The organism is Streptomyces sp. NPDC096311 (genome assembly GCF_044763085.1).
Classification (GTDB): Bacteria; Actinomycetota; Actinomycetes; order Streptomycetales; family Streptomycetaceae; genus Streptomyces.
On record NZ_JBIWFN010000011.1, the window covers coordinates 304043 to 329542 of the forward strand.

23 protein-coding genes, 1 pseudogene and 1 riboswitch are annotated in these 25500 nt (G+C 70.1%); of the genes and pseudogenes, 18 read left to right on the forward strand and 6 right to left on the reverse strand.

What is annotated here, in order from left to right; genetic code table 11:
* The first annotated feature begins 47 nt into the window (after nucleotides 1–47).
* The 5 genes and pseudogenes from ACIRA5_RS28260 (at nucleotide 48) to ACIRA5_RS28280 (ending at nucleotide 4317) form a co-directional block, all read left to right on the forward strand.
* Nucleotides 48–764, forward strand: coding sequence for a class I SAM-dependent methyltransferase (locus tag ACIRA5_RS28260; RefSeq protein WP_403694986.1), 717 nt, complete (start codon nucleotides 48–50; stop codon nucleotides 762–764).
* A 408-nt stretch (nucleotides 765–1172) separates the two neighbouring features.
* Nucleotides 1173–1412, forward strand: a complete 240-nt coding sequence (locus tag ACIRA5_RS28265) for a hypothetical protein (protein ID WP_403694989.1) — start codon at nucleotides 1173–1175, stop codon at nucleotides 1410–1412.
* A gap of 86 nt (nucleotides 1413–1498) precedes the next feature.
* Nucleotides 1499–2344: pseudogene (locus ACIRA5_RS28270) on the forward strand (IS5 family transposase).
* 146 nt (nucleotides 2345–2490) lie between these two features.
* Nucleotides 2491–3756 carry an alginate lyase family protein gene (locus ACIRA5_RS28275; RefSeq protein WP_403694991.1) on the forward strand — a complete coding sequence of 422 codons (1266 nt, stop codon included), beginning with the start codon at nucleotides 2491–2493 and terminating at the stop codon, nucleotides 3754–3756.
* A gap of 99 nt (nucleotides 3757–3855) precedes the next feature.
* The gene (locus ACIRA5_RS28280) at nucleotides 3856–4317 is read left to right on the forward strand and encodes an acyl-CoA thioesterase (RefSeq protein ID WP_403694994.1); all 462 of its coding nucleotides are present in this window, start codon (nucleotides 3856–3858) and stop codon (nucleotides 4315–4317) included.
* Here the strand turns inward: ACIRA5_RS28280 and ACIRA5_RS28285 are convergent.
* Complete coding sequence (locus ACIRA5_RS28285) at nucleotides 4277–5479, reverse strand: MFS transporter (RefSeq protein ID WP_403695176.1); 1203 nt, start codon at nucleotides 5477–5479, stop codon at nucleotides 4277–4279. The genes ACIRA5_RS28280 and ACIRA5_RS28285 overlap by 41 nt on opposite strands.
* Before the next feature lie 129 nt (nucleotides 5480–5608).
* Here ACIRA5_RS28285 and ACIRA5_RS28290 point away from each other — a divergent pair, with 129 nt between their 5' ends.
* From ACIRA5_RS28290 to ACIRA5_RS28335, 10 genes are all read left to right on the forward strand, one after another.
* A complete protein-coding gene (locus ACIRA5_RS28290; RefSeq protein ID WP_403694996.1) occupies nucleotides 5609–6859 on the forward strand; it encodes an ROK family transcriptional regulator in 1251 nt (416 codons plus the stop codon).
* Nucleotides 6860–7175: 316 nt separating this feature from the next.
* A riboswitch (FMN riboswitch) is annotated at nucleotides 7176–7306 on the forward strand.
* Nucleotides 7307–7459: 153 nt separating this feature from the next.
* Nucleotides 7460–8095 (forward strand): riboflavin synthase, encoded by a 636-nt coding sequence (locus ACIRA5_RS28295; protein ID WP_054236274.1) that lies wholly within the window; start codon nucleotides 7460–7462, stop codon nucleotides 8093–8095.
* A complete protein-coding gene (gene pnuC, locus ACIRA5_RS28300; protein WP_382240365.1) occupies nucleotides 8092–8736 on the forward strand; it encodes a nicotinamide riboside transporter PnuC in 645 nt (214 codons plus the stop codon). Before ACIRA5_RS28295 ends, pnuC begins: the two co-directional genes overlap by 4 nt.
* A complete protein-coding gene (locus ACIRA5_RS28305; protein ID WP_403695000.1) occupies nucleotides 8733–10031 on the forward strand; it encodes a bifunctional 3,4-dihydroxy-2-butanone-4-phosphate synthase/GTP cyclohydrolase II in 1299 nt (432 codons plus the stop codon). Before pnuC ends, ACIRA5_RS28305 begins: the two co-directional genes overlap by 4 nt.
* Nucleotides 10032–10053: 22 nt before the next feature.
* Nucleotides 10054–10539 carry a 6,7-dimethyl-8-ribityllumazine synthase gene (gene ribH, locus ACIRA5_RS28310; RefSeq protein WP_403695002.1) on the forward strand — a complete coding sequence of 162 codons (486 nt, stop codon included), beginning with the start codon at nucleotides 10054–10056 and terminating at the stop codon, nucleotides 10537–10539.
* 34 nt (nucleotides 10540–10573) lie between these two features.
* The gene (locus tag ACIRA5_RS28315; RefSeq protein WP_054236279.1) at nucleotides 10574–10846 is read left to right on the forward strand and encodes a phosphoribosyl-ATP diphosphatase; all 273 of its coding nucleotides are present in this window, start codon (nucleotides 10574–10576) and stop codon (nucleotides 10844–10846) included.
* Nucleotides 10847–10903: 57 nt separating this feature from the next.
* Nucleotides 10904–11761 carry an ATP phosphoribosyltransferase gene (gene hisG / locus ACIRA5_RS28320; protein WP_075027511.1) on the forward strand — a complete coding sequence of 286 codons (858 nt, stop codon included), beginning with the start codon at nucleotides 10904–10906 and terminating at the stop codon, nucleotides 11759–11761.
* Between the two features lie 17 nt (nucleotides 11762–11778).
* Nucleotides 11779–12234 (forward strand): PH domain-containing protein, encoded by a 456-nt coding sequence (locus ACIRA5_RS28325; protein ID WP_403695006.1) that lies wholly within the window; start codon nucleotides 11779–11781, stop codon nucleotides 12232–12234.
* 203 nt (nucleotides 12235–12437) lie between these two features.
* On the forward strand, nucleotides 12438–13772 hold the full coding sequence (locus tag ACIRA5_RS28330) for a hemolysin family protein (RefSeq protein WP_403695008.1): 1335 nt from the start codon (nucleotides 12438–12440) through the stop codon (nucleotides 13770–13772).
* A complete protein-coding gene (locus ACIRA5_RS28335) occupies nucleotides 13769–14866 on the forward strand; it encodes a hemolysin family protein (RefSeq protein ID WP_403695011.1) in 1098 nt (365 codons plus the stop codon). Before ACIRA5_RS28330 ends, ACIRA5_RS28335 begins: the two co-directional genes overlap by 4 nt.
* Before the next feature lie 162 nt (nucleotides 14867–15028).
* On the opposite strand, the gene ACIRA5_RS28340 is transcribed toward ACIRA5_RS28335, so the two are convergent.
* A complete protein-coding gene (locus ACIRA5_RS28340; protein WP_060902403.1) occupies nucleotides 15029–16894 on the reverse strand; it encodes an AAA family ATPase in 1866 nt (621 codons plus the stop codon).
* A gap of 437 nt (nucleotides 16895–17331) precedes the next feature.
* Complete coding sequence (locus ACIRA5_RS28345; RefSeq protein WP_403695179.1) at nucleotides 17332–17952, reverse strand: uridine kinase; 621 nt, start codon at nucleotides 17950–17952, stop codon at nucleotides 17332–17334.
* Between the two features lie 242 nt (nucleotides 17953–18194).
* Here ACIRA5_RS28345 and ACIRA5_RS28350 point away from each other — a divergent pair, with 242 nt between their 5' ends.
* Complete coding sequence (locus ACIRA5_RS28350) at nucleotides 18195–19553, forward strand: peptidase C39 family protein (protein WP_403695014.1); 1359 nt, start codon at nucleotides 18195–18197, stop codon at nucleotides 19551–19553.
* A 70-nt stretch (nucleotides 19554–19623) separates the two neighbouring features.
* Here ACIRA5_RS28350 and ACIRA5_RS28355 read toward each other — a convergent pair whose 3' ends face one another.
* On the reverse strand, nucleotides 19624–21123 hold the full coding sequence (locus ACIRA5_RS28355) for a M1 family metallopeptidase (protein WP_403695017.1): 1500 nt from the start codon (nucleotides 21121–21123) through the stop codon (nucleotides 19624–19626).
* Between the two features lie 245 nt (nucleotides 21124–21368).
* On the opposite strand from ACIRA5_RS28355, the gene ACIRA5_RS28360 reads away from it, so the two are divergent.
* Together ACIRA5_RS28360 and ACIRA5_RS28365 are read left to right on the forward strand one after the other, a co-directional pair.
* Complete coding sequence (locus ACIRA5_RS28360) at nucleotides 21369–21515, forward strand: SCO1431 family membrane protein (protein ID WP_107096575.1); 147 nt, start codon at nucleotides 21369–21371, stop codon at nucleotides 21513–21515.
* Between the two features lie 194 nt (nucleotides 21516–21709).
* Nucleotides 21710–22369, forward strand: coding sequence for a TetR/AcrR family transcriptional regulator (locus ACIRA5_RS28365; protein WP_403695021.1), 660 nt, complete (start codon nucleotides 21710–21712; stop codon nucleotides 22367–22369).
* Nucleotides 22370–22422: 53 nt separating this feature from the next.
* On the opposite strand, the gene ACIRA5_RS28370 is transcribed toward ACIRA5_RS28365, so the two are convergent.
* Together ACIRA5_RS28370 and ACIRA5_RS28375 are read right to left on the reverse strand one after the other, a co-directional pair.
* A complete protein-coding gene (locus ACIRA5_RS28370) occupies nucleotides 22423–23664 on the reverse strand; it encodes a glycoside hydrolase family 18 protein (RefSeq protein ID WP_403695024.1) in 1242 nt (413 codons plus the stop codon).
* Nucleotides 23665–23722: 58 nt separating this feature from the next.
* Nucleotides 23723–24925 (reverse strand): IS110 family transposase, encoded by a 1203-nt coding sequence (locus ACIRA5_RS28375; protein WP_403695026.1) that lies wholly within the window; start codon nucleotides 24923–24925, stop codon nucleotides 23723–23725.
* Nucleotides 24926–25500 lie beyond the last annotated feature (575 nt).

A 25500-nucleotide genomic window follows, 5' to 3' on the forward strand; every position in this document is an offset into this window, starting at 1 on the left:
GACCGCCCAGCCACATGCCACGGACCAACAATCCACCGGAGAACACCATGCACCGCATCACCGCCGCCCCCGTCGCCCCGATCCCGGCCCGGACCCGCTGGGCGGTCGCCGTCGGCGTCGGCGCCGCGTTGGCCGCCGCCTGGTGGCTGGGCGACAAGGCGCCCTATCCGTACGCCCAACGCGGCCTGCTCGACGTGCCGTTGCCGTTCCTGACAGCCGACCGGATGGACGCCGTACTGCAACCGCGGCCGGGGGAGCGGATCCTGGAGATCGGCCCGGGGACGGGCCTGCAGTCGCTGCACGTCGCCCCGCAGCTCGGGCCGGAGGGACGGCTCGATGTGCTCGACATCCAGCAGGAGATGCTCGACCACCTGATGTGCCGCGCCGAGCGCGACGGCCTGGCGACGATCAGGCCCACCCGCTCGGACGCACGTGAACTGCCCTACGCCGACGGGACATTCGACGCCGTATACGCCGTGACCGCGCTCGGCGAGATCCCCGAGCCGGATCGGGTACTGCGCGAGGCGGCACGGGTGCTGGCACCAGGCGGGCGGCTGGTGATCGGCGAGTTCTTCGACCGGCACTGGATCCCCTTCGGCCGGCTGCACCGGCTCGCCGACGCCGCCGGCCTCCACCTGACCGAGCGCCGCGGCCCAAGCCCGGCATACCTCGCCCGCTTCCGACCCTGCAGAGCCGACGCGCCAGGCCACCAGAGCGAGCGCCTCGCCCACAGCGACCGGGACACCAACGACGGGGAAGCGTGAGCACCGCACGCAGGGACCGCGATCACCGAGCTGAACAACCTGGCGCGCGGTAGCCGCTCCAGGAGGCGAGGGGGCTCCGCCCCAACCGCCGCGGCCAGCCACGAAAACTGCGGCGCCCCCGCAAGGTGAGAGGGGAGTCCTGCGGCTTCTGCTGCGTGATTCCGGTCTCCGATCGGGCTGGGTCCTCTCCGGCAGCAAGCCCGGGCGGCGGCGATAAGGCGGGTGCGTCCAGCAGCCCCGCGGAGTTCTGCGAGCGGGCCTGTGGTGGTGCAGTGCCGACTGGCCCATTCCGCGCGGTTTTCGGCGGTGCTACCCAGCCACAGGTGAGCGGGGCTGGTGTAGGCGGTTTCTTCTGGATCAAGGTGCAGGTGAGTGATGACGGCGGTTCTGGGGTGGCACCCTGGAGCGATGCGACCTGGGACCGACGTCACCGAGAACCGCCTGCGGCATCTGCTCAATGAGTGGGATCCGATCGGCGTCGCTGACGCGGTGCAGGACGAGTACGACTGCATGCTCGTCCCTCTCCTTCAGCGGCTCCGGGGGGCGCCGACCAGGCGGAGATCGGTGAGTTCCTGCGGCATGAGCTGGAAGACCACTTCGGTCTCACCCCTCTTCCGTCAGAGCCGGAAGCGATGGCTGCCCGGGTGATGTCCTGGTGGACAGTTGCCGGGAAAACCGATGGCACCGGCTGCGTGTAGTCGCTCCCTTCGGATCGTCTGCTCGTTTGTCCTGGTGTGCCGTTGACTGACGCGCAGTGGGCGCGGATCGAGCCGTTGCTTCCGGACCGGACACCGAAGCGGGGTGGCCGGTGGCGGGACCACCGAGAGGTGATCGACGCCATCGCCTGGAAGTTTCAGACCGGGGCACAGTGGGTGCAGCTGCCGGAGAAGTACGGCAACTGGCGGGGGGTCTACAACCGGCTGCGGATGTGGTCCGCCGATGGCACATGGGAGCGGGTGTTCACCGCGCTTGTGGCACAGGCCGACGCCGACGAGGAGCTGAACTGGGTCGTCTCGGTGGACTCCACGATCGTGCGAGCCCATCAGCACGCGGCCGGAGCCCGCAAAAAGGGGCCCCGGCCGACGAGCCGTACGACCACGCCATCGGCCGGTCCCGTGGCGGACTGACCACGAAGATCCATCTCGCGGCCGATGGCAACTGCCGGCCCCTGGCCTTCCATCTCACCGCCGGACAGGCCGGTGACGCGCCTGCCTTCGCTGACGTGATGGCGCGGCTGCGTGTTCCCCGACGGCGTGGACGGCCCCGGACCCGGCCAGCGGCAGTCCTCGCAGACAAGGCGTATTCGTCGCGGGCCATCCGTGAACACCTCAGGCGGCGCGGCATCCGGGCGGTCATCCCCGTGCCGGCCGTTCAACGCGGCCACCGTCTGCGACGCGGCAGCCGGGGTGGCAGGCCACCCGCCTTCGACCGCGAGACCTACAAGCAACGCAACACGGTCGAAACGCTGCATCAACCGCTTGAAACAGTGGCGAGGCATCGCCACCCGCTACGAGAAGACAGCAGCCATCTACCTGGCCGGACTCCACGTTGCGAGCATCTTCCTCTGGTCAGCCAGGTGATCCAAACGAAACCGTCTAGGTCCAGGGTGAGTTTCGGCTTCTTCGTACGTGAAACTTCGTCCGGACCATTGTCACGGGTACCTGGCGGTTCTACGCTCGCACGGTCTTACTCATGAACTGCGTTCATATTTCTGATCGGAGGCTTGATGAGTGCACGACCCCGTCTGGCTGTCCTCCTCGCTGCCGTGGCCACCTTCGCGGCGGTCGTCGTCCCCTCCGCCTCGGCCCACGCGGCGCCCAAGGCCCCCCGAACCGTCGTCCTCGACGGCACCCGGCTCCAGCAGACCCGACTCCGCCTCGACCGCGGGGATCCCCACCTGAAGCGCACGCTCAAGGACTTGACGGCCCGCGCCGACAACTGGCTGCCCCAGGGCCCCTGGACGGTCGTCGACAAGCCCAAGCCCGCCCCCGGCGGCGATGTCCACGACTACCTGAGCCAGGCCCCGTACTGGTGGCCCTCCCAGCCCAAGACCGCCGACAACCCCTGGGGCTGCCCGTACGTCCAGCGCGACGGCCAGCGCAACCCCGAGGTCGACACCGGCACCGACCGTCAGGACGTCGAGAAGGTCTTCGACTCGACGTACGACCTCGCCCTCGCCTGGTACTACACCGGCAGGAAGCAGTACGCCCAGAAGGCCGCCACCGTGCTGCGCACCTGGTTCCTCGCCCCGGCCACCCGGATGAACCCGAACCTCGACCACGGGCAGTTCATCCCCTGCAAGTACGACGGCCGGGCCATCGGCATCATCGACTTCTCGCAGTCCTACACCAGTGTCCTGGACGCGATCGCGATCCTGGAGACGGGTGCCCCCGGCTGGTCGAAGAGTGACCGCACCGCCATGCGCGCCTGGAACACCGACTTCCGCGACTGGCTGGAGAACAGCGCCTTCGGCGGCGAGGAAGGCGCCGCCAAGAACAACCACGGCACCTTCTACGACATGCAGCTCGCCGCCCTGGCGTACGCGACCGGTGACGAGGACCTCGCCCGCCGGACCGTCCTCGGCGCCGAGCCCAAGCGGATCGACCCGCAGGTCGCCGCGGACGGCAGCCAGCCCCAGGAGCTCACCCGCACCCGCAGCTGGCACTACTCGACCTTCGACCTCGTCGCCTACACCCGCCTCGCGGCCATCGGCCGGCACGTCGGCGTGAACCTGTGGGGGTACACGGGGCCGGACGGCCAGACCCTGGCCAAGGCGGTCGACTATCTGCTGCCCGCCGCGACGGGCGCCGCGCCGTGGCCCTACCCGGAGCTGGAGTTCCACCGCTACGCGGCGAGCGACATCGTGCACGCGGCGGCCGACGCGGGGGACCGGGCGGCCCAGGCCGCGGTGCCGAGACTGGAGACACCGCCCGGCGGCGACCTGTGGACACTGCGGCCCGCCGCCGAGCAGCTGGACTCGATCGCCGGCTGACCGGAGGGGCTACGAACACCCTGATCAGGGGCTCCTGAGCGGCCGCTTAGGATGGGGGTGTCCCCACCATCCCCACCGGCACCCTCAGGAGCCCCGCCCGTGACCGCCGAAGCCCCCGCAGCCCCCGCCCTCTCCTACGGGCGGCTCCTCCCCGTCACCGTCCACTTCGACGACCTGGACGCACTCGGCCTGCTCCACAACGCCCGCTACCCGGTCATGGTCGAACGCGCCTGGACGGCCCTGTGGAACGACCAGGGCTTCCTGTCCTACGAGGGCGACTGGGAGGCGGCGGGCGACTTCTGCAACGCCGTCAAGGAACTGCGGATCAGCTACGAGGCCCCGGTCAACCGCCCCGGCGAGTACGCCGTGCACCTCTGGCTGGAGCGTCTGGGGAACACCGGACTGACGTACGGCTTCCGCTTCTGCTCGGCCGACGGCGCGCTCACCTACGCGCACGGGACGCGGGTCCTCGTCCGGCTCGACGCCGCGACGCTGCGCCCCACGCCCTGGAGCGACCGCTTCAGGGCCGTGGGTCGGGAACTGCTGCGGTCGCGGGACTGACCTTGGGCCGGTCGCGCTCGCCCGCGCGCAGCACCCCCGCGAACGCGGCAAGGCCGCACGCCAGCACCGTGACCAGCCCGAACGACACCATCAGACTCGTCGCCTGCGCCAGCGTGCCGATCGCGCTCGGCGCGACCAGGCCGGAGGTGTACGTGATCGTGGCGACGCCCGCGATGGCCTGACTGGGGTTGGGGCCGCTGTGCCCCGCCGCCGCGAAGCAGAGCGGGACGACGACCGCGATGCCGAGACCCATCAGCGCGAAGCCGCTCATCGCCATGGCAGGATCGTCCGCGACGACGACGAGCAGCCCGCCGAGCACGGCGAGACCGCCGCCGGCCCGCACCGTGCGCACCGCGCCGAACCGGTTGACCACCGCGTCGCCCACGATCCGGGCCAGTGCCATGGTCAGCATGAATCCGGTCGTCGACGCGGCCGCAAGACCGGCAGAGCTGCCCAGCTCGTCCTTCAGGTAGACCGCCGACCAGTCCAGACTGGCCCCCTCCGCGAACACGGCGCAGAAGCCGACCGCCCCGATGAGCAGGGCGGACTTGGGCGGCAGCGCGAAGCGCGGCGGCGGGGCCTCGTCCTCGGTCGGTCGCAGGTCCAGCACCCATCGGCAGGCGGTCAGGCCCAGGACCGTCAGGACCCCGGCCGCCAGCGCGTGGTGCAGGCGCGCGTCCGAACCGAGGTGCGCGGCGAGGGTGCCGCCCGCCGAGCCGACCAGCGCGCCCGCGCTCCACATGCCGTGCAGCCCCGACATGATCGACTTGCCGAGGCGGCTCTCGATCTCGACGCCGAGCGCGTTCATCGCCACGTCCGCCATGCCCGCCGACGCTCCGTAGACGAAGAGGGCCGGGCACAGCGTGTAGAGGTTCGGCGCGAGGGACGGGAGGATCAGTGACAGCGTCCACAGGGACATCAGCCCGCGCAGCGCGGTACGGGCGCCGAAGCGGTGGCTGATCCGGCCCGCCAGCGGCATCGCGACGGAGGCCCCGATCGCCGGGAACGCGAGGGCCAGTCCGAGCTGGCCGGTGCTGACGGACGCGTGGTCCTGGATCCAGGGGACACGGGTCGCGAACGAGCCCGTCACCGCTCCGTGCACGGCGAAGACGGCGGCCACGGCGTACCGCGCCCGCTTCACCTCACGCAGGTCGTAGACCATGTAACCCATCTTTCCCGCCCCTCCAGGCTCTGCTTCCCGCGCTGCCGCCGTAAACTATCAGGAACCCTGCCTGATAGATAGATGATTTACTGGCCGTCGACCGAGCGACTGATCTGGGAGGATCCCGGCATGCCCGCATCACCGAGCACCGCCCGGGCCATCAACGACCGCCTCGCCCTGCGCCTGCTCCAGCAGGAAGGCCCCCTGACGGCAGGACAGTTGAAGCAGCTCACGGGACTGTCCCGGCCCACCGTCGCCGACCTCGTCGAACGCCTCACGGCCGCCGGACTGATCGAGGTGGTGGGGGAGTCGGGGGAGCAGCGCCGTGGCCCCAACGCCCGTCTGTACGGGATCGTCGCCGACCGGGCTCATCTCGCCGCCCTCGACGTCCGCACCGAGGGCGTCTCGGTCGTCGTCTCCGACCTCCTCGGCAGGGAGCTGGCCCGGGCGTCGGTGCCGATCGCGGACGACATCGGCACCGGGCCCGCCGTCGAGCAGGCGGTCACGCTGGTCGAACGCGCGGCCAAGGAGGCCGGGGCGGAGCGCCTGCACACCGTCGGCGTCGGGGCCCCCGGCCTCATCGACCCCGCCACCGGCGAACTCCGCGACTCCTCCGGCCTGCCCGAGTGGCACCGCCGTCTGGTCGCCGCCCTCCAGGAACGGCTGCCCGCCCGCGTGATCGTCGAGAACGAGACGAACCTCGCCGCCCTCGCGGAGCAGCGTGACGGCGCCGCCCGTGACCGCGACACGTTCGTCCTGCTCTGGCTCGGCCACGGCACCGGTGCGGCCGTCGTGCTCGACGGCAGACTCCGTCGTGGGGCGTCCGGCGGCACGGGCGAGATCGGCTTCCTGCCAGTGCCGGGCACGTCGACGCTGCCCTCGGCGAGGGACTGCGAGGGCGGTTTCCACTCCCTGGCGGGGTCCGCCGCGATCGCGGAACTCGCGGCCGGCCACGGGTTGGTGGCGACAGCGGTGTCTCCCGGCGAACCAGCGGCGGCGGCGCTGGTGAGGCAAGCGATGGCGGCTCTTACCTCCCCCTCTCCTTCGCGCTCCCCCTCCCCTTCTCCCTCCCCCTCCTCTTCTCCTTCGGCTTCCTCCGGAGCCGACCGCTTCCTCTCCGCCCTCGCCGACCGCCTCGCCATCGGCGCGGCGTCCGTCGTGGCCGTTCTCGACCCCGGATGCGTGGTGCTCGGCGGTGAGGTGGGGCAGGTGGGCGGTGAGGTGCTGGCCGCGCGGGTCGGCGAGCGACTCGCCCGGATGTCCCCGCTGCCGGTCGAGGTGCGCGCGAGCGTGCTGGGCGGCGGCGCGGTACTCCGCGGAGCGCTCCTGACGGCCCGGGAGTCAGCCCAGGACGAGCTCTTCGCGCCACGCTCCCGGTGATTCGATGCGGGCGCGCCCCGGAAGGGAAGACCCGGCGGCGGGGCAAGGGCCTCCGTCACCGCCGCCGGGTCGCTCAAGGGGCGAGTGCGACAGCTCGGCTTCGACAAACCATTGATCATGGACCTTAAGTGGACTAGACCAGGTCGGTCAATGGGTGCGGACCAAGGGGCGATCGCGTCAAGCACGAGGAGTCTCACGGGAGTTGACCTCCCGCGATGCGCCGGAGAAGTCCATCCGGACGACCTGTGAGGCACCCCACAAGCGTTCGCTCGCATGGACGTGGATCAGACGTGGCACACTGATGCTGTACCAGAAGCAGCGCACTCCGGGGTCGGTGAAAGTCCGAACCGGCGGTTATAGTCCGCGACCCGGTCGCTTCCAGCGGCCGGTTGACCAGGTGAAATTCCTGGACCGACGGTTAAAGTCCGGATGGGAGGCAGTGCGCGGCGGGCGGGCATTCGTGCGCGCTGCCGTTTGTTTCGGTGCGTCCTTCGGGACGTGCCGCCCCATGCGGCTCGCTCCCGGTGTCGCAGTCCGCTCATTCTGTCGTCATCGACAGGCCCCGGAGTCCGTGCCCCATGAGGCAGGAGGACCCGGGAAGTGTTCACCGGAATCGTCGAAGAGCTGGGTGAGGTCACCGCCGTCGAAATTCTCGACGACGCCTCCCGTTTCCGTCTGCGCGGCCCCGTCGTCACACAGGGCGCACAGCACGGCGACTCCATCGCCGTGAACGGCGTCTGTCTCACGGTCGTCGAACACGAAGGCGACGAATTCACCGCCGACGTCATGGCCGAAACCCTGGACCGCTCCAGCCTCGGCGCCCTGACCGTCGGCTCCCGCGTCAACCTGGAACGCCCGATGGCCGTGGGCGAGCGCCTCGGCGGCCACATCGTCCAGGGCCACGTCGACGGCACGGGCACGGTCATCGAGCGCAAGCCGTCCGAGAACTGGGAGATCGTGAAGATCTCCCTCCCCGCGGACCTCTCCCGCTACGTGGTCGAGAAGGGCTCCATCACCGTCGACGGCATCAGCCTGACGGTGGTCGACGCGGGCCCGGACTTCTTCACCGTCAGCCTCATCCCCACCACCCTCGACCTGACCACGCTCGGCCACAAGCAGGCAGGCGACCCGGTCAACCTCGAGGTGGACGTCATCGCCAAGTACGTCGAGCGACTGCTCGGCGCCCGTGGCGAGCAGCCGGTCGCGCTGCCCGACACCCAGGGGAGCGGTCGGTGAACTGGCTGAACTCCGAGGCGTTCACGCTCCTCGGACAGCACATCAAGTGGTCGGACATGATCGGCAACATCATCGGTCTGATCGGCCTCGCGCTCGGCTGGCTGCGCTCCATATGGAGCTGGCCCGTACAACTCCTGTCCGGCGTCGTCCTCTTCGCGGCCTTCGCCAGCGGCCATCTCTCCGGCAGTGCCGGCAAGCAGGTCGTGGTCATCGTCGTCGCCGTGTGGGGCTGGTGGCAGTGGAACCGCGGCAAGGCGGAGGGCCAGGGCGGCCACATCTCTGTACGGTTCGCCACCTGGCGCGAGCGCGCCTACATGGTGGGCGCCGCCGCCGTCGGCACGCTCGCGGTCAGCGGTCTGTTCCACGCGTACCCGACCCTGTCCTGGGACCCCTGGCCGGACGCGTACATCTTCGTCGGCACGATCGTCGCCATGTACGCGCAGGCCCGCGGCATGGTCGAGTTCTGGTTCGCCTGGCTGCTGGTCGACGTGGTGGGCGTCCCGCTCAACTTCGCCAACGGCTACGCCTTCTCCGGTTTCGTCTACGTCGTCTACGGCGCACTCGTCCTGTCGGGCATGCGCGACTGGTGGCTGCGCTCCCGCAAGGCTGGGCAGCCCGTCCTGGAAGGAGCCCCCGCATGACCACGGCACCCGTTTGGTACAGCACGGGCCACGATGAAGATGTTTCGGACTTCGCGCTCGACCCGGTCGAGAAGGCCATCGCCGACATCGCGGCGGGCCGACCGATCGTGGTCGTCGACGACGAGGACCGGGAGAACGAGGGCGACCTCGTCATCGCCGCCGAGAAGGCGACCCCCGAGATCATCGCCTTCATGATGAGCGAGTGCCGCGGGCTGATCTGCGCACCCATGGAGGGCGACGAACTCGACCGCCTCCAGCTCCCCCAAATGGTGGAGAACAACACCGAGTCGATGAAGACCGCGTTCACCGTCTCGGTGGACGCCTCCGCGGCCCACGGCGTGTCCACCGGCATCTCCGCGGCCGACCGCGCCACCACCCTGCGGCTGCTGGCCGGCGGCGAGGCCGAGGCGGGCGACTTCGTACGCCCCGGCCACATCTTCCCGCTGCGCGCCAAGCCCGGCGGTGTCCTCGTCCGCAACGGCCACACCGAGGCCGCCGTCGACCTCGCCCGGCTCGCGGGCCTGCGCCCGGCCGGCGCGATCGTCGAGATCGCCGGGGAGGACGGACGCATGCTCCGTCTGCCCGAGCTGATCCCGTTCGCCCGCAAGCACGGTCTGACGATCATCTCCATCGAGGACCTGATCGCCTACCGCCGCACCGCGGAGCCCACCGTCCGCCGCGAGGCCAAGACGCAACTGCCCACTGCCTTCGGCGAGTTCACGGCGTACGGCTATCGCTCCACCGTCGACGGCGTCGAGCACGTCGCCCTGGTGCACGGCGAGATCGGCGAGGGCGAGGACGTCCTCGTCCGTGTCCACTCCGAGTGCCTGACCGGCGACATCTTCCACTCGCTGCGCTGCGACTGCGGCCCCCAGCTCCAGACCTCCATGGAGCGCATCCAGGCCGAGGGCCGGGGCGTCGTGGTCTACCTGCGTGGGCACGAGGGGCGCGGCATCGGCCTGTTGTCCAAGCTGCGCGCCTACGAGCTCCAGGAGCGGGGCCGCGACACCCTCGACGCCAACCTGGAACTCGGCCTGCCCGCCGACGCCCGGGACTACGGCGCGAGCGCGCAGATCCTGGAGGACCTCGGCGTCCACAGCCTGCGCCTGCTGACCAACAACCCCGACAAGACCGACGCGCTGGTCCGGCACGGCCTCAAGGTCATGCGCCGGGTGCCGATGCCCGTACAGGCGGGTGAGCACAACCTCCGTTACCTGCGCACCAAGCGGGACCGGATGGGTCACGACCTGCCCTGGCTCGACACGGCCACCGTGTCCGCCTGCGGCAACCAGTAACAAGAAAGCACTGAGGAGAGACGTGAGCGGCAAGGGTGCACCTGAACTGTCCGTACGCAACTGCGGCGACCTGCGGGTCGCGGTCATCGCGGCACAGTGGCACGAAAAGGTGATGGACGGCCTCGTCAACGGCGCGCTGCGCGCCCTGCACGAGCTCGGGATCGACGAGCCGACCCTGCTCAGGGTCCCCGGCAGCTTCGAGTTGCCGGTCGTCGCCAAGGTCCTCGCGGGCCGCGGCTACGACGCGGTTGTCGCGCTCGGCGTCGTCATCCGCGGCGGTACCCCGCATTTCGAATACGTGTGCCAGGGCGTCACCCAGGGCCTCACCCAGGTCTCCATCGAGACCGGCGTCCCCATCGGCTTCGGCGTGCTGACCTGCGACACCGAGGAGCAGGCTCTCGACCGTGCGGGCATCGAGGGCTCCCACGAGGACAAGGGACACGAGGCGGTGACGGCCGCCGTGGCGACCGCGGCCACACTGCGCTCAGTATCCGAACCCTGGCACTGAGGCAGGGGCGGTAGCGCGTAGGGTGGGCAGCATCATGTCCAAGAAGACGTTCGAGGAGCTCTTCACTGAGCTCCAGCACAAGGCCGCCACCGGCGATCCCACCACTTCGCGCACCGCCGAACTGGTCGGCAAGGGCGTCCATGCCATCGGCAAGAAGGTCGTCGAAGAGGCCGCCGAGGTCTGGATGGCCGCCGAGTACGAGGGCAAGGACGCCGCCGCCGAGGAGATCTCGCAGCTCCTCTACCACGTTCAGGTGATGATGGTGGCGCGCGGGATCTCCCTCGACGACGTGTACGCCCACCTCTGAGCCGTAAACCCCGCAATTCCGTACGTATCGTACGCACGAACGAAGGAAGCCGACCTCATGCTGCGCATCGCCGTTCCCAACAAGGGTTCCCTGTCAGGCCCTGCGGCGGAGATGCTGCATGAGGCCGGCTACCAGCAGCGCCGGGAGTCCAAGGAACTGCGCATCGTCGACCCGGGCAACGAGGTCGAGTTCTTCTACCTCCGCCCCCGCGACATCGCGATCTACGTCTCCTCCGGCCGCCTCGACATCGGCATCACCGGCCGCGACCTGCTGATCGACTCGGGCGCCAACGCGGAGGAGATCCTCCCGCTCGGCTTCGCCCGCTCGACGTTCCGCTTCGCCACCAAGCCCGGCACCGCCAAGGGCATCGAGGACCTCGGCGGCATGACGGTCGCCACCTCCTACGAGGGCATCGTGGCCAAGCACCTTGCCGACAGCGGCATCGACGCCTCCGTCGTCCACCTCGACGGCGCCGTCGAGACCGCGATCGAACTCGGTGTCGCCGAGGTCATCGCGGACGTCGTCGAGACCGGCACCTCGCTGCGCAACGCGGGCCTCGAGGTCTTCGGCGACCCGATCATGAAGTCCGAGGCCGTCGTCATCCGCCGGGTCGGGGCCGACACCTCCGAGGACGCCGAGCCCAAGGTGCAGCAGTTCCTGCGCCGCCTCCAGGGCGTCCTGGTCGCACGGACGTACGTGATGATGGACTACGACTGCCGCGCCGAGCACCTGGAGAAGGCCGTCGCGCTCACGCCCGGCCTGGAGTCGCCGACCATCTCCCCGCTGCACAACGAGGGCTGGGTCGCCGTCCGCGCCATGGTGCCCGCCAAGGAGGCCCAGCAGATCATGGACGACCTGTACGCGCTCGGCGCGCGGGCCATCCTGACCACGGCCATCCACGCCTGCCGCCTCTGAGGACCCCGACCGAAGCCATGCCCGACCTTCCCACGCTCCCCGTCACGTTCCGGCCGTCCCTCACCCGGGCCGTGCTGCTCACCGCGGGCGTCGCGATCTTCGTCGTCATAACGACGGTCGCGCTGCTCCTCGAACAGCTCAGCCCGGGGGAGAAGCTCAGCTTCATCTTCATCGGCGCACTGCTCTTCGGTGTCCTGCTGATGCTCGCGCGGCCCAAGGTCGTCGCCGACGAGACCGGCGTCACCGTGGTGAACATCACCAGCAGGCGACACCTGGAGTGGGCGGAGATCCTCCAGGTCAACCTGCGCCCCGGCGACCCCTGGGTGTTCCTCAACCTCAGCGACGGCACCAGCCTGCCCGTGCTCGGCATCCAGCCGGGCATCGCCAAACAGCGCGCGATCCAGGATGCCCGCGCCCTGCGCGCGCTCGCCGAGGCCCGCTCCATCGGCGACCGCGAGCAACATCACGGCTGACTCTCGGCCTTCCACCCTGCCGTACGGGCCCATGTCTTGATTAATCTGTTGGCGGAGGCGTTTTCGTTGCGCGTCCGCCGCTGATGTCCCACCTGGTGACTCAGAGGCCCCCTGCTACCCGAGGAGTGACTCCCTCCAGCGATGGACGGATCGTCCTGTAGTACCTGCGCCGCCCCCTCCCGACATATCGAGGCGGCGGCATCATGACCATCCCCCTGCTGCTCCTTGGGGCGGCGTTCCTGCTGATCCTCGCCAACGGCTTCTTCGTGGCGGCCGAGTTCGGCCTGGTCACGGTCGAGCGGCCCGACGCCGAGAAGGCGGCGGCCGAAGGCGACCGACGGGCCGGTACGGTCGTCGAATCGCTCAAGGAGCTGTCCTTCCAGCTCTCCGGCACCCAGCTCGGCATCACCATCACCTCGCTCGTCGTCGGCATGCTCGCCGAACCCGCGCTCGCCGAACTGCTGCACGGACCCTTCACCGCGATCGGACTGCCCGAGGGCGCCGTGTCCGGTGTCGCCGTGGTGGTCGGCATGCTGCTCGCCGCCGCCGTGCAGATGGTGATCGGCGAGCTCGTGCCCAAGAACTGGGCGGTCTCCAAGCCGCTTCAGGTCGCCCGCTTCGTCGCGGGTCCGCAGCACGTCTTCTCCCGTCTCTTCCGGCCGGTGATCGCCGCGCTCAACACCGTCGCCAACCGGCTCGTACGGGCCCTGGGTGTCGAACCCGCCGAGGAGCTGGCCTCCGCCCGCACCCCCGGCGAGCTTGTCTCCCTGGCCCGGCACTCGGCCCAGGCCGGCACCCTGGAACAGGACACCGCGGATCTCTTCGTACGGACCATCTCGCTCGCCGACCTGACCGCGCAGCACGTCATGACCCCGCGGGTACGGGTCAGCGCCCTCCAGTCCTCCGCCACGGCCGAGGACGTCGTCAACCTCACCCGCGCCACCGGCCTCTCCCGCTTCCCCGTCTACCGGGAGCGGATCGACGAGATCGTCGGCATGGCGCACCTCAAGGACGCCCTGGCGATCCCCTCCCAGGACCGGCTGCGCACCCCCGTCGGCCGGATCGCCCAGGCCCCGCTGCTGGTCCCGGAGACGCTGCCCGTGCAACCCCTGCTCGAGCAGCTGCGCAGCCAGCAGCCGATCGCCGTCGTCGTCGACGAGTACGGCGGTACGGCGGGCGTGGTCACCCTGGAGGACATCGTCGAGGAACTCGTCGGCGAGGTCCGCGACGAGCACGACGCCAAGGACCTGCCGGAGCTCGCCGCCGTAGCGCCCGAGGACGGGCGGCCCGCCTGGGACGCCGACGGCAGCTGCCGGGTCGACATCCTGCAGCGCATAGGCCTCGACGTGCCCGAGGGCCCGTACGAGACCGTCGCGGGCCTCGTCGCCGATCTGCTCGGCCGGATCCCGGCCCCCGGCGACAAGGCCGAACTGCCCGGCTGGCGTCTGTCGGTACGCCAGGTCGGGCACTACCGGGCCGAACGGGTCCGGCTGGTGAGGACCGCCGACGCGGTTGCCGCGCCGGAGGCCGTCCGATGAGCGTGCTCCAACTCCTGTTCGCCGTGTTGCTGGTGCTCGCCAACGGGTTCTTCGTCGGCGCCGAGTTCGCGCTGGTCTCCGTACGGCGCAGTCAGATCGAACCCCTCGAGTCCGCGCGGGCCCGTCAGGTCCTGTACGGACTGGAGCGGCTGCCGCAGATGATGGCGGCGGCCCAGTTCGGCATCACCGTCTGCTCGTTGACGCTCGGCGCGGTGGCCGAACCGACGGTGGCGCATCTGCTGGAGCCCGTCTTCGAGGCGGTGCACCTCCCCGAAGGGGTGATCCACCCCCTCGGATACGTCATCGCGCTCGCCCTCGTCGTCTTCTTCCACCTCGTCATCGGCGAGATGGTCCCGAAGAACCTGGCGATGGCCGCGCCCGAGAAGACGGCGCTGTGGCTGAGCCCCGGCCTGGTGGCCTTCGCGCGCCTGTGCCGTCCCGTCACCGTCGCCCTGGGCGCCTGCGCCCGCCTCATCCTGAAACTCTTCGGGGTCGAACCCAAGGACGAGGTCGAGGCGGTCTTCACGAGCGAGCAGCTCAACCGGCTCGTCGAGGACTCCGGTCAGGCGGGCCTGCTGGACCCCGAGGAGCAGGAACGCCTCGAAGACGCCTTGGAACTGGGCTCCCGCCCGGTCAACGACGTCCTCCTGGACCACGGCTCCCTGGTCACCGTCGGCCCCTCCGTCACCCCCGGCCAGGTCGTCGCGCTCACCGCCCGCACCGGGTACTCCCGGTTCCCGGTGGTCGCGGAGAACGGCGCCTTCATGGGCTATCTGCATGTGAAGGACGTACTCGACCTGGAGGAGTCCGAACGGGCGGTTCCCCAGCACCTGTGGCGACACATGACCACCCTGAGCTCCGAACTCCCGCTGGACGACGCCCTGACCGTGATGCGCCGCGCCGCGACGCACCTCGCGCAGGTCGCGGACGCGTCGGGGAAGGTTCTGGGTCTTGTCGCGCTGGAGGACGTCCTGGAGCTCCTCGTGGGCGAGGTACGCGACCCGGCCCATCGGGACGTCGGCGCTGCCGCTGTGGCCACGCCGCTGAAGGAACCCCGCCTCAGCGAGACCCCCGAGCAGGCCCTGGCAACCTGACGCCACCGTGTGGGGAGCTGCTCGCGCAGCTCCCCACACCCCGAGCCCCGGATTCCCCCTGCGCCTGGTTGTTCGGCCGCGGGACGGTGGGGGGCACTCGCGCAGTTCCCCGCGCCCCTGAGAGCCTGGGTGCATCCCGCGTTCGAGGACGAGGACCGTCGGTCACATCGCCGAAGGGTCCTGTGGGCCCCGCCCCGACAGCACCTCCCCGTACGCCTGCATGAGGTCCGGCAGCCGGAGTGTCGACAAATCGTCGCGGGAGGGCGTGTTCGGGTAACCGGAGAGACGCAGGTCCCGGTACGCGCAGCTCTTCTCGTACAGGGTGCGCAGGAACCGGCCGTTGCCGAGTTCGTCGATCCAGCCCTGATCGACCACGTGCCCGGCGATGGAGCGGAGCTCGTCGAGCGCCTCCTCGTCCCAGATGTCACCGTTCTCGGCGGCGAGCACCTCACCGATGGAGGTGAGTTCCAGGGGGCGGTAGGAGGGGAAGTCGACCCGGGTGGTGAAGCGGGAGGAGAGGCCGGGGTTGGCGGCCAGGAGACGGTCCATGCCCTCCGGGTAGCCGGCGAGGATGACCACGAGGTGGTCGCGGTTGTCCTCGGCCCGCTTCAGCAGCACCTGCAGCGCCTCGTCCCCGTACGCGTCCCCCTTGCCGTAGCCCGAGTTCGACAGCGCGTACGCCTCGTCCACGAAGAGGACCCCGCCGATCGCCGAGTCGATCAGTTCGTTGGCCTTGACGGCGGTCTGGCCGAGGTACTCGCCCACGAGGTCCGCCCGCTGCGCCTCCACGAGGTGGTCACCGCCGAGCAGACCGAGCGCGTAGAAGACCCGTCCGAGAATGCGAGCCACCGTGGTCTTGCCGGTGCCCGAGGGGCCGGAGAAGACGAAATGGCGCTTCGGCGGCTGGACGGGCAGGCCCTGTCCGGCCCGCAGCCGCGCCATGTTCAGCTGCGCCGACAAGGCCTTGACCTGGCGCTTCACCGGCTCCAGCCCGACCATGCGCTCCAGTTCGGCGAGCGCTTCGTCAAGTAAGGCGGGGTCGGTCGGGCCGGCCGGCAACGGCTGCACCGGCACCACGGCCTTCTCGCGCACCACGTCGGTCTCCGGCGGCAACGCGCCCGGCGGGAGAGGATCGGGCTCCGAGAGTTTCAGGTCGCGGCCCTCGACGCCGAAGAGGGGATCGATTCCGTCGGGGCCGTCCATGACGTCCTGCCCGACCCCGGCGAGGGTGATCGCCGCGAGGTCGGCGGCGGCATCGTCGTACCCGTCGCCCTCGGAGATCGCGGCCAACCGGGCCGAGGTGTCCATGAAGGCCGGGTCGACGCGGTGCACCGCCCGGTACAGAGGCAGCGCGGCGGCCGACCGCCCGGTGCCCTCGTGGGCCCGCGCGAGCCAGTACCGCAGCTCCTTGCGCTGGGGCTGCTCGCTGCGGCAGCGCATCAGCGCGGAGGACAGGAGCGGCTCCGCCTGGCCGAACATCTCCAGGCGGACCCGGGCCATGCCGCCGAAGAGGCCCGCCTCTATGCCCAGCATGGGGTCGTCGATCAGCGGATCCGTGTGCCGGACCAGCTGCTCCCAGTCCTTGACCAGATAGGCCCGGCAGGCATGCAGAAAGCGCACCTGATGATCGGCGTCGACCGGCGGCAGCCCCGCGAGGGCCCGGTCCAGCTCGGGCACATGGCGGCCGTCCAGCCAGTGCGAGGCGTGCGCGAGCAGCAGATCGCGCGGGCTCTCCAGTACCGGCTGCACCCACCAGCCCAGCCAGTACCAGGAGTTGAGCGTGCGCCGGTGGCGCGAGCGCTGCTCACCGAAGCGGTCCCGGTGCCGGAACATCCGCAGCAGCGCGGTCGTCGTGTCCACCCGCAGCGCGTGCAGTCCGAGCCAGCCGTCCGCCATGCCCGGGTCCATCCGGACCGCGGTGCGGAACTCCTCCTCCGCCTGCGGATAGGCCCCCATGGTGTAGGCGTCCACACCTCGCATCCAGGCGAGGTCGGCCGGGGCCTCCGGGCCCTGCATGCCGAAGTCCATCACGTCCCCCACAAACCGTGCCCCCGATGCTTCTCCGAACGGGCCGGTGCCCGTCGGCAGCTTTGGTCGAACCCCTGTGCCGCGGACGGGAGTTGCATCGGTGCGCAGAGCAGCCGTCCGAAGGTCGCACCGAGAGGCATCGTACCTGCGGTTCATGGGCGTGCCGAAGGGTGCCGCACGCCCCCGTTCCACGAGGTGGGAGCAGATGGGGCGCACTTGACTCGGTGACCGAGGGTGAGCGAATCGCGGCGCGGAGCGCCCGAAAAGGGAGGGTGTGGGCAGAACGAAGCCCCCGATCACGGGGGAACAACCGGGGGCTTCGCGACTGCGGGGCGGCTTCGAAAGGCCGCACATTCAGAACGTAAGTCCTGTACGGCCCCCGGGTCAAGCCGAGTTGAGGCACTTCGGGAACTTCCCTCGCACGGCTCTTCACAAGTTCAGCACATTGCGGATGATCCGTCACCGTGAGTGAGGGGCTGGTCCGGTCCAGCGATCCCAGTGGGTTCCGGAAACACCTCGTATCCCTCAGAACACTGCCGCACCAGAAGATCGGCAAAGGGTTTTGAGGGATCCTCGACGAAGTGCTGACGCTCGGCGGCGACCCATCCGGCCCAGAACGCGCTCTGCGCCTCGCCGTCCCGTCGCCGCCCTCGTGTCCAGGCCTCGTCGCGCGCCAGTTCCATCCACAGCAGCCGCGCCAGATACGGGCGCAGCGCCCGGCGCCCGGCGCCGACCCCCTCCAGCAGGATCACGGGCGCGGGCGGCAGTTCGCGGACCGGACCGAAGGCGCGGGCGCTCCAGTCGTACGGGACGTAGCGCGCCGTCTCGCCGCGGCTCAGCGGATCGACCACCTGGCGCAGTAGCCGCCGGGTCCAGCCGAACAGCTCCTCGTGCGTCGCGATGTCGTCGAGGTGCAGCACGGGCGCGTCGCCCAGTGCCGCGGCCAGCCGTCCGGCGAAGGTGGTCTTCCCGGAGCCGGCGTGCCCGTCGACACCGATCAGGCGGACGGGTCCGCAGGAGGGCGGCAGGGCACGCAGGCGCGCGGCGAGGTCGCGAATGACGGTTCCCGAGGTGCGATGAGACGCGGGCGCATCCGCCCGGCGGGCACACGCACCCCTGTACTAGGAACACTCTAGTGGCGGCCGGCGCGCCCCCGCCGGAACCGAGGCGTCGCAGGTCATGCCAGTGGTTCCGACCAATATTGGTGGGCGCGGCACAGGTCGAAGTGCTGGCAGGAGCCGCCTTCCACCGTCCATAGTGGGGAGCCGCCGCTTCCGGACGAACTGGGGGTCCCTCACCCATGACCAGAGCTTCAGAGCCGTCCCGCAGAGCCCTCCTGGCCGTGGCGGTCGCCGCGGCGGCGACCGGTACCGCGGGCACCGCGGCCGCGGCCGCGCCGGCCGGGGCGGTGCACTCGCACGCGGGCCCGGGCACCGTGGACAATCGGGCCTGGACCTCGTACGCCGACTGGCGGACGGGTACCGCGAAGGGCACGCGGGCCCTCGCGGCCGCCCGTCCTGGACTGGTGATCGCGACCCCGGCCGGCACCGCGGACTACACCGACCCGCACACCGCAAAGACCGCGACCTGGGAGTACGCGACCTGGACCTCCCCGGTCCACCGGCTCACCGTCCCCGCCACCGAGGCCATCGCCTCCTGGAACGCGCACACCCCGGCGGGCACCTGGCTCCAGGTCGAGCTCACGGGCACGTACTCCGACGGCGCCACCACTCCCTGGTACGTGATGGGCCGCTGGGCGGCCGGCGACCAGGACATCAAGCGGACCTCCATGGACGGCCAGAAGGACGGCAGGAGCAGTATCTGGACGGACACCTTCGCGATCGACGACGCGGCCTCGGGCCTGCGCCTCGTCTCCTGCCGGCTCCGTCTCACTCTCTACCGCACCCCGGGCTCCGGGCTCACGCCGACGGTCTGGCGGCTCGGCGTGATGGGCTCCGACATCCCCGACCGTTTCACCGTCCCGGCCTCCACCCCCGGGCTCGCGAAGGAGTTGACGGTCCCGCGCTACTCCCAGGAGATCCACGCGGGCCAGTACCCCGAGTACGACAACGGCGGCGAGGCCTGGTGCAGCCCCACCTCCTCGCAGATGATCATCGAACACTGGGGGCGCAGGCCCACGGCGGAGCAACTCGCCTGGGTCGACCCGGCCTTCGCCGACCCGCAGGTCTGCCACGCGGCCCGCTTCACCTACGACTACCAGTACGGCGGCTGCGGCAACTGGCCCTTCAACGCGGCGTACGCGGCGACGTACAAGGACCTCCAGGGGGTGGTCACCCGCCTCCGCTCGCTCACCGACCTGGAGAAGCTGATCGCCGCCGGCATCCCGGCCATAACGTCCCAGTCGTTCCTGAAGTCCGAGCTGACGGGGGCGGGGTACGGGACCTCGGGCCACCTCATGACCGTCATCGGATTCACCGCGGGCGGCGATGTGATCGCCAATGACCCCGCCTCGCCGGGCGACGACGCCGTGCGCCGGGTCTACAAGCGGCGCGAGTGGGAGAACATCTGGCTCCGTACCAAGAGGTACAACGCCTCCGGGAACGTCGTCTCCGGTACGGGCGGGGTCTGCTACCTGTACTTCCCGGCGAATCCGTCGGCGGGGCAGCGCGAAGCGCTCAAGGCGGTCGGAGTCCGTTGAGCGAGGGGGCGACCCCCGTGGTGCCGCCCCCTCACTCGGCCTCGGGCCCTCAGCCCTCAGCCCTGGATCCTCAGCCCTGGACCGGGTTGACCACCCAGTCCGGGTGATGGGGCATCGGCGGGGTCTTGGCGCCGTAGAGCCACGGGTGCAGGAAATGGTCGAGGTCCTGGCCCGCGACCTTGGACGCCAGATCGATGTAGTCCTGGGTACTGGCGATCTTTCCGCGGTACTCGGTGACCCAGGCCCGCTCGATCCTCCCGAACGTCTCCTGGCCCACCTTCTCGCGCAGCGCGTACAGGACGAGCGCCGAGCCGTCGTAGCGCATCCGCTTGAAGAGGTTCGGTTCGGTCGGTTCGGCGGGGGCGCCGTAGTCGTGGCGCCACTGGTCGTGGCTCGCGTACGCCGTCTTCATCGTGGCCTCGAAGCTGTCGCCGCCGTGCGTCTGCGAGTACAGCCGCTCGTAGAAGCGGGCGTGGCCCTCGCTCAGCCACAGATCGGACCAGGTCTTGATGCCGACGCTGTCGCCGGTCCACTGGTGGGTGAGCTCGTGCACCAGGTTGCGCTCGGCGCTGACCCGGTCGCCGAGCAGGTCGGCCTTCGGGATCAGGGAGAGCGTCTGTGTCTCCAGGGCCACGCCCAGGTCGGTGTCGCCGACGAGGAGGCCGTAGCGGTTGAAGGGGTAGGGGCCGAGCCGCTCCTCCAGCCACGCGATGTGGTCGGCCGTGAGCTTGCGGTACTGGTCGGTCGAGGCGACCAGGTCGTCCGGGACCACATCGCGGATCGGCAGCCCGTGCGGACCGGTGCTGTCGACGAAGGTGAACCTGCCGATCGCCAGCTGGGCGAGCTGGGTGGCGACCGGCTGTTCGGAGTCGTACGTCCACTTCACGCGGCCGTCCGCCTGCTCGGCGCGGCCGGTGAGCTCGCCGCCCGCGACGGCCGTGAGGCCCGGCGGGGTGGTGATGTGGAAGGTGATCGGGGCGCGCTGACTCGGGTGGTCGTTCGACGGGAAGATCATCTTGGCGCCGTTGGGCTGGGGGTACAGCACCGTGCCGTCCGGCGTGGGGATCCAGCCGTAGTCCTCGATGGCGTCGTCGCGGTGCCGCATCTGGGTCGGGTCGGCGGTGTAGGTGACCTTGACCGTGAAGGGCTTGCCCTTGGCGAGCGGCTTGGCCGGGGTGATCACCAGTTCGTCGCCGTCGCGTACGGCCTTGGCGGTCGTCCCGTCCACGGTCACCGTGTGGAGGGTGTTGCCCGCGAAGTCCAGGTCGAAGCGGGACAGGGCCTGGGTGGCGGTCGCCTTGACCGTCGTGGCGGCCTCGAAGGGAGTCCGGGGTGCCTGCCAGTCGAAGTCGAGGAGGTAGCGGTTCACCTTGTAGCCGCCGTTGCCGTCGAGCGGGAAGACCGGGTCGCCTAGGCCCGGCGCACCCGGGGACGGCGCGGCGGACGGGGATGTGGGGGCGGACGGGGATCCGGCGGCTTGCGAGACCGGCCCCGTCAAGGCGGCTGCCACCGTGATCGCCGCCGCCAGAGCGAGGCGGGCTCTGCGGCGAGGCGTCCGGAACGTGCTCATCGAGGACCTTTCGGTTGGCTGACCACTGTCCTGTGAGGAGACCCACACGCCCGGCACATCGTTGCCGAAAGGCGAGGTATTCGAAGGTGGTCGAAGTGTCAGGGGTGTCCCGTCGAGATGTTCGAGGTGTCCGGGGTGACCTGGGTCTCTACCGCTGGAACCCGTCCGGTGGCAAGGTGGTCGGGTCGGTGGGGAGCCGGCGTGAGGCGGGGGATGTCACCGCACCACTACGTCAGCGAGAAACCATGACCGCGAGCTCCGCCACCGCCACCCGACTCCGCGCCCGCACCGGCGGTCCCAAGGACGACGGCCCCAAGATCCTCGAACATGTCGCGGGCTGGACCTTCGTCGTGGTCCTCGCGATGCTCGTCACCCAGCTCGGCCTGCTGTGAACCGAACCGGCGGACCTGCTGTGAACTGAACCGGCGGACCTGCTGTGAACTGAACCGGCGGACGTCGGGGCGCGCTGAGCCCACACGACAGTTTCCCCCAAGACCGCGCCCGGTCGATCAGAGTCGAACGAGTGGGTGGTACCGGTCTGCCATACTGCCAACGTCCCGCTGGCAGTCGGAGACTAGGGCTGGAATTGAATCATAGTCAACAGCGCGCCGTCGACCGCCCCCGGGCGCGCGGCACCGATCGCTCACTGGCGCGCCGCGCCGAACTCATCGCCATCGGGCGGAAGTTGTTCGCCGACACGTCCTACGACGCGCTGTCGATGGATGACATCGCCCGCCAGGCGCATGTCGCCAAGGGGCTGATCTACTACTACTTCAAGTCCAAGCGCGGCTATTACCTCGCGATCGTCGAGGACTCGGTCGCGGACCTGATCTCCCGGGCGGCGAGCGGCCTCGAACTGCCCTCGGTCGAGCGGGTGCACCGCACCATCGACGGCTATCTGCGCTATGCCGAGCACAACCAGGCCGCGTACCGCACGATCATCACCGGCGGAGTCGGCTTCGACACCGATGTGCAGACCATCCGTGAGGGCGTGCGCGAGGTCATCGTCGAGACCATCGCCGAAGGGGCTTACGGCAGACGCAAGATAGCGCCGCTGCCCCGTCTGGCGCTGCTCGGCTGGCTCTACAGCGTCGAGGGCGCGACCCTCGACTGGATCGGCAATCCGGCTCTGCCGCGCGACACGGTCCGCGAGCTGCTGGTGAAGATGCTGGGCGGCGCGATGCGCGCGGTCGAGGAACTCGACCCCACCTACCGGGCCCCGCAGCCGGCCCGCCGGGAGACCTGAGCGCGGGGCGGGGGGCAGCCGAACCCCCGCCCCGCGCTCACGTGCGGGACCGGCTAGTTGATCGCCTTGATCAGCTCCCCGTTCGAGGTGTCACCGCTGAGCTCCCAGAAGAAGGTGCCGCCCAGGCCCTGCTGGTTCTTGTAGGTCATCTTCCCCGCGATGGTCGACGGGGTGTCGTAACTCCACCAGTTCGTACCGCACTTGGCGTACGCCGTGCCGCCGAGCGTGCCCGTCGCCGGGCACTTCGCCTTCAGCACCTTGTAGTCGTCGATGCCCTGCTCGTAGGTTCCCGCCGCCGGTCCGGTGGCCGTGCCGCCGGGGGCCGCCTGGGTGACGCCGGTCCAGCCGCGCCCGTAGAACCCGATGCCCAGCAGCAGCTTCGAGGCCGGGACGCCCAGGCCCTTGAGCTTCGCGATCGTGGCGGAGGTGTGGTAATCCGCCTTGGGGATACCGCTGTACGAGCCCAGCGGGGAGTGCGGAGCCGTGGGGCCGGCCGCGTCCCAGGCGCCGAAGAAGTCGTACGTCATCGGGTTGTACCAGTTGACGTACTGCGCCGCGCCCGCGTAGTCCGCCGCGTCGATCTTGCCGCCCGCGGTGGCGTCGGCCGTGATCGCCGCGGTGACCAGGTTGCCGGAGCCGAACTTCGCCCGCAACGCCGCCATCACGTTCTTGAAGGCCGCCCTGCCGCTCGTGTCGCAGGTGTTGCCGCAGGCGTTCGGGTACTCCCAGTCGATGTCGATACCGTCGAAGACGTCCGCCCACTTGGAGTTCTCGACCAGGTCGTAGCAGGACTGCGCGAACGCGGCCGGGTTCTTGGCGGCCTCACCGAATCCGCTCGACCAGGTCCAACCGCCGAAGGACCAGAGGACCTTGAGGTTCGGGTGCTTCTTCTTCAGCTTGCGCAACTGGTTGAAGTTGCCGCGCAGGGGCTGGTCCCAGGTGTCGGCCACCCCGTCCACCGACTGGTCGGCGGTGTACGCCTTGTCGGTCGCCGCGTAGGCGTCGCCCATGGCGCACTTGCCGCCGGTGACATTGCCGAAGGCGTAGTTGATGTGGGTGAGCTTGGCGGCCGAGCCGGACGTCTCGACGTTCTTGACGTGGTAGTTCCGGTCGTAGACGCCCCATTCCGTGAAGTAGCCGACGACCTTGGAACCGGCGGCCTGCCGGGCCGAGGGGGTCGCGGTGGTCGCGGTGGCCGTGCCCGCGCCGGCGAGGAGCGTGGCGCCGAGGGCGGCGCAACAGGCGGCGGACAGCAGTGCTCGGAAGCGGGAGCGGGGGCGGTGCGGTCGGAGCATCGGTTCTCCTCGTGGGGGAGGGGAGTGTGTGTGTGGGGGGGTGCCTCTATGTCTTTCGTCAAGCGAGGCGTGGGGTTCGGGGTTCGTAGAAGGTGCCGTCGCGGAGCATCGCGAACAGCACGTTGATCCGCTGGCGTGCCAGGCGGAGAAGTGCCTGGGTGTGGGTCTTCCCTCGGGCCCGGCAGCGGTCGTAGTAGGTGCGGGAGGCGGGATCGTGCAGGGCGGCGAACGCGGACAGGAACATCGCCCGCTTGAGCTGCCGGTTGCCGCCTCTGGGCGCATGTTCGCCATGGATCGAGGTCCCCGACGACTTCGTCGTCGGTGCCAGGCCGGCGTAGGAGGCGAGGTGGGCGGCGGTGGGGAAGCTGGTGCCGTCGCCGACGGTGACCAGCAAGGTGGCGGCGGTCCTGACCGCAACCCCCGGAATCGAGGTCAGGACCGCGGAAAGAGGGTGAGCCTCCAGCAGCTGCCCGATCTGTGTTTCCAGAGCTCGTCGCTGTTCGTGGACGGCCGCGAGCGAGCGTGCCAGCGACGGGATCACGACGTCGAGCGTGCCGGTCCCGGGGACGACGACGGTCTGCTCGTCGAGCGCGTCGAAGATCTCGTCGATCAGTCGCTGAGCCATGCGCGGGGCCTTGGGCCGGATGACTTCAACCAGCCTGCGACGACCGGCCTTTCGCAGGGCGGCCGGCGATCCGTAGCGTTCCAGCAGCCAGGTCACGGCCGGGTGGTCCAGACGCGGCCCGAGCACCCGTTCCAGGCTGGGGTGGAACTGGGTGAGCAGGCCGCGTATCCGGTTGGAGGTGCGGGTGGCCTCGGCCGCCAGGTCCTGGTCGAAGCCCACCAGCACGGTCAGCTCGGCGGTGATCTCGTCGGTCAGTTCCAGCGAGCGCAGGGTGTGCGGCATCGTCCTCGCGGCGTCAGCGATCACGGCCGCGTCGCGGGCGTCGGTCTTCGCCTCGCCCGGGTAGAGATCGGCGATCCGCCGCATCGAGAGTCCGGGCAGGTAGGCAACCTTGCAGTCGGCGTCCCGGGCGACCGTCAGAGGCAGGGCTCCGATCGAGGCGGGCTGGTCCACGATCACCAGCACGGTGCCGAACTTCGCGGCCAGCTTGTCGAAGACGGCCCGCAGCTTCGGCTCGCTGTTGGGCAGCTGCTTGTCGAAGACCTTCTTGCCGGCCGGGGTCAGCCCGTGCCCGTGATGGGCGCTCTTGCCGACGTCCAGACCGAGAAAGACGCCCACGTCGTCGATGTCGTCCAACCCATCCTCCCGAACGGGGTTCGTGCGGTGCCGGCCAGGGTGTTGGCGTCGTATGCGCGCATCCACGTTATGCAGACCTGCCGCCCGCGAGCGGCCGGGCATTGCGCCAGGCCAGGCGGTGGTCGGACCTCTCATCAGCGTCTCCAACGGCGCCTCCCGGGCCCGGTGACACCACCCCCCAGGTCATCTCTTCGACAGGGGGGAACAGTCATGCCGGGCCCGGAGGCCAGCGGTCCCGTTGCGGAACCGCGAAGAAGATAACGGGGGGGGCATGCTGGGACCTGCGCGTGCTGTTTGGCATGAACGCGGTGAGGCGTTGACGGAACAGTAGGAGGACTAGACCAGTCCGTCAATGGTTCGGACCAATCGCGCGGAGTGGTCGGATCGGTTCCCCTTTCTTTCGGTAAGCGGTCGTTGACTGGTGACGCGGTGCCCCCGAACGGGCATACTCACAGCGCCGCAGCCGCTGATCAGGCCGTTCTCCACCCAGGAACGACAGCATCGGCTGGGCCGTGAGACCCGGCGACGCCGCCCCACCCCTGGCGCGCGTACGCCGATGCGCCCGACAGGGAGGA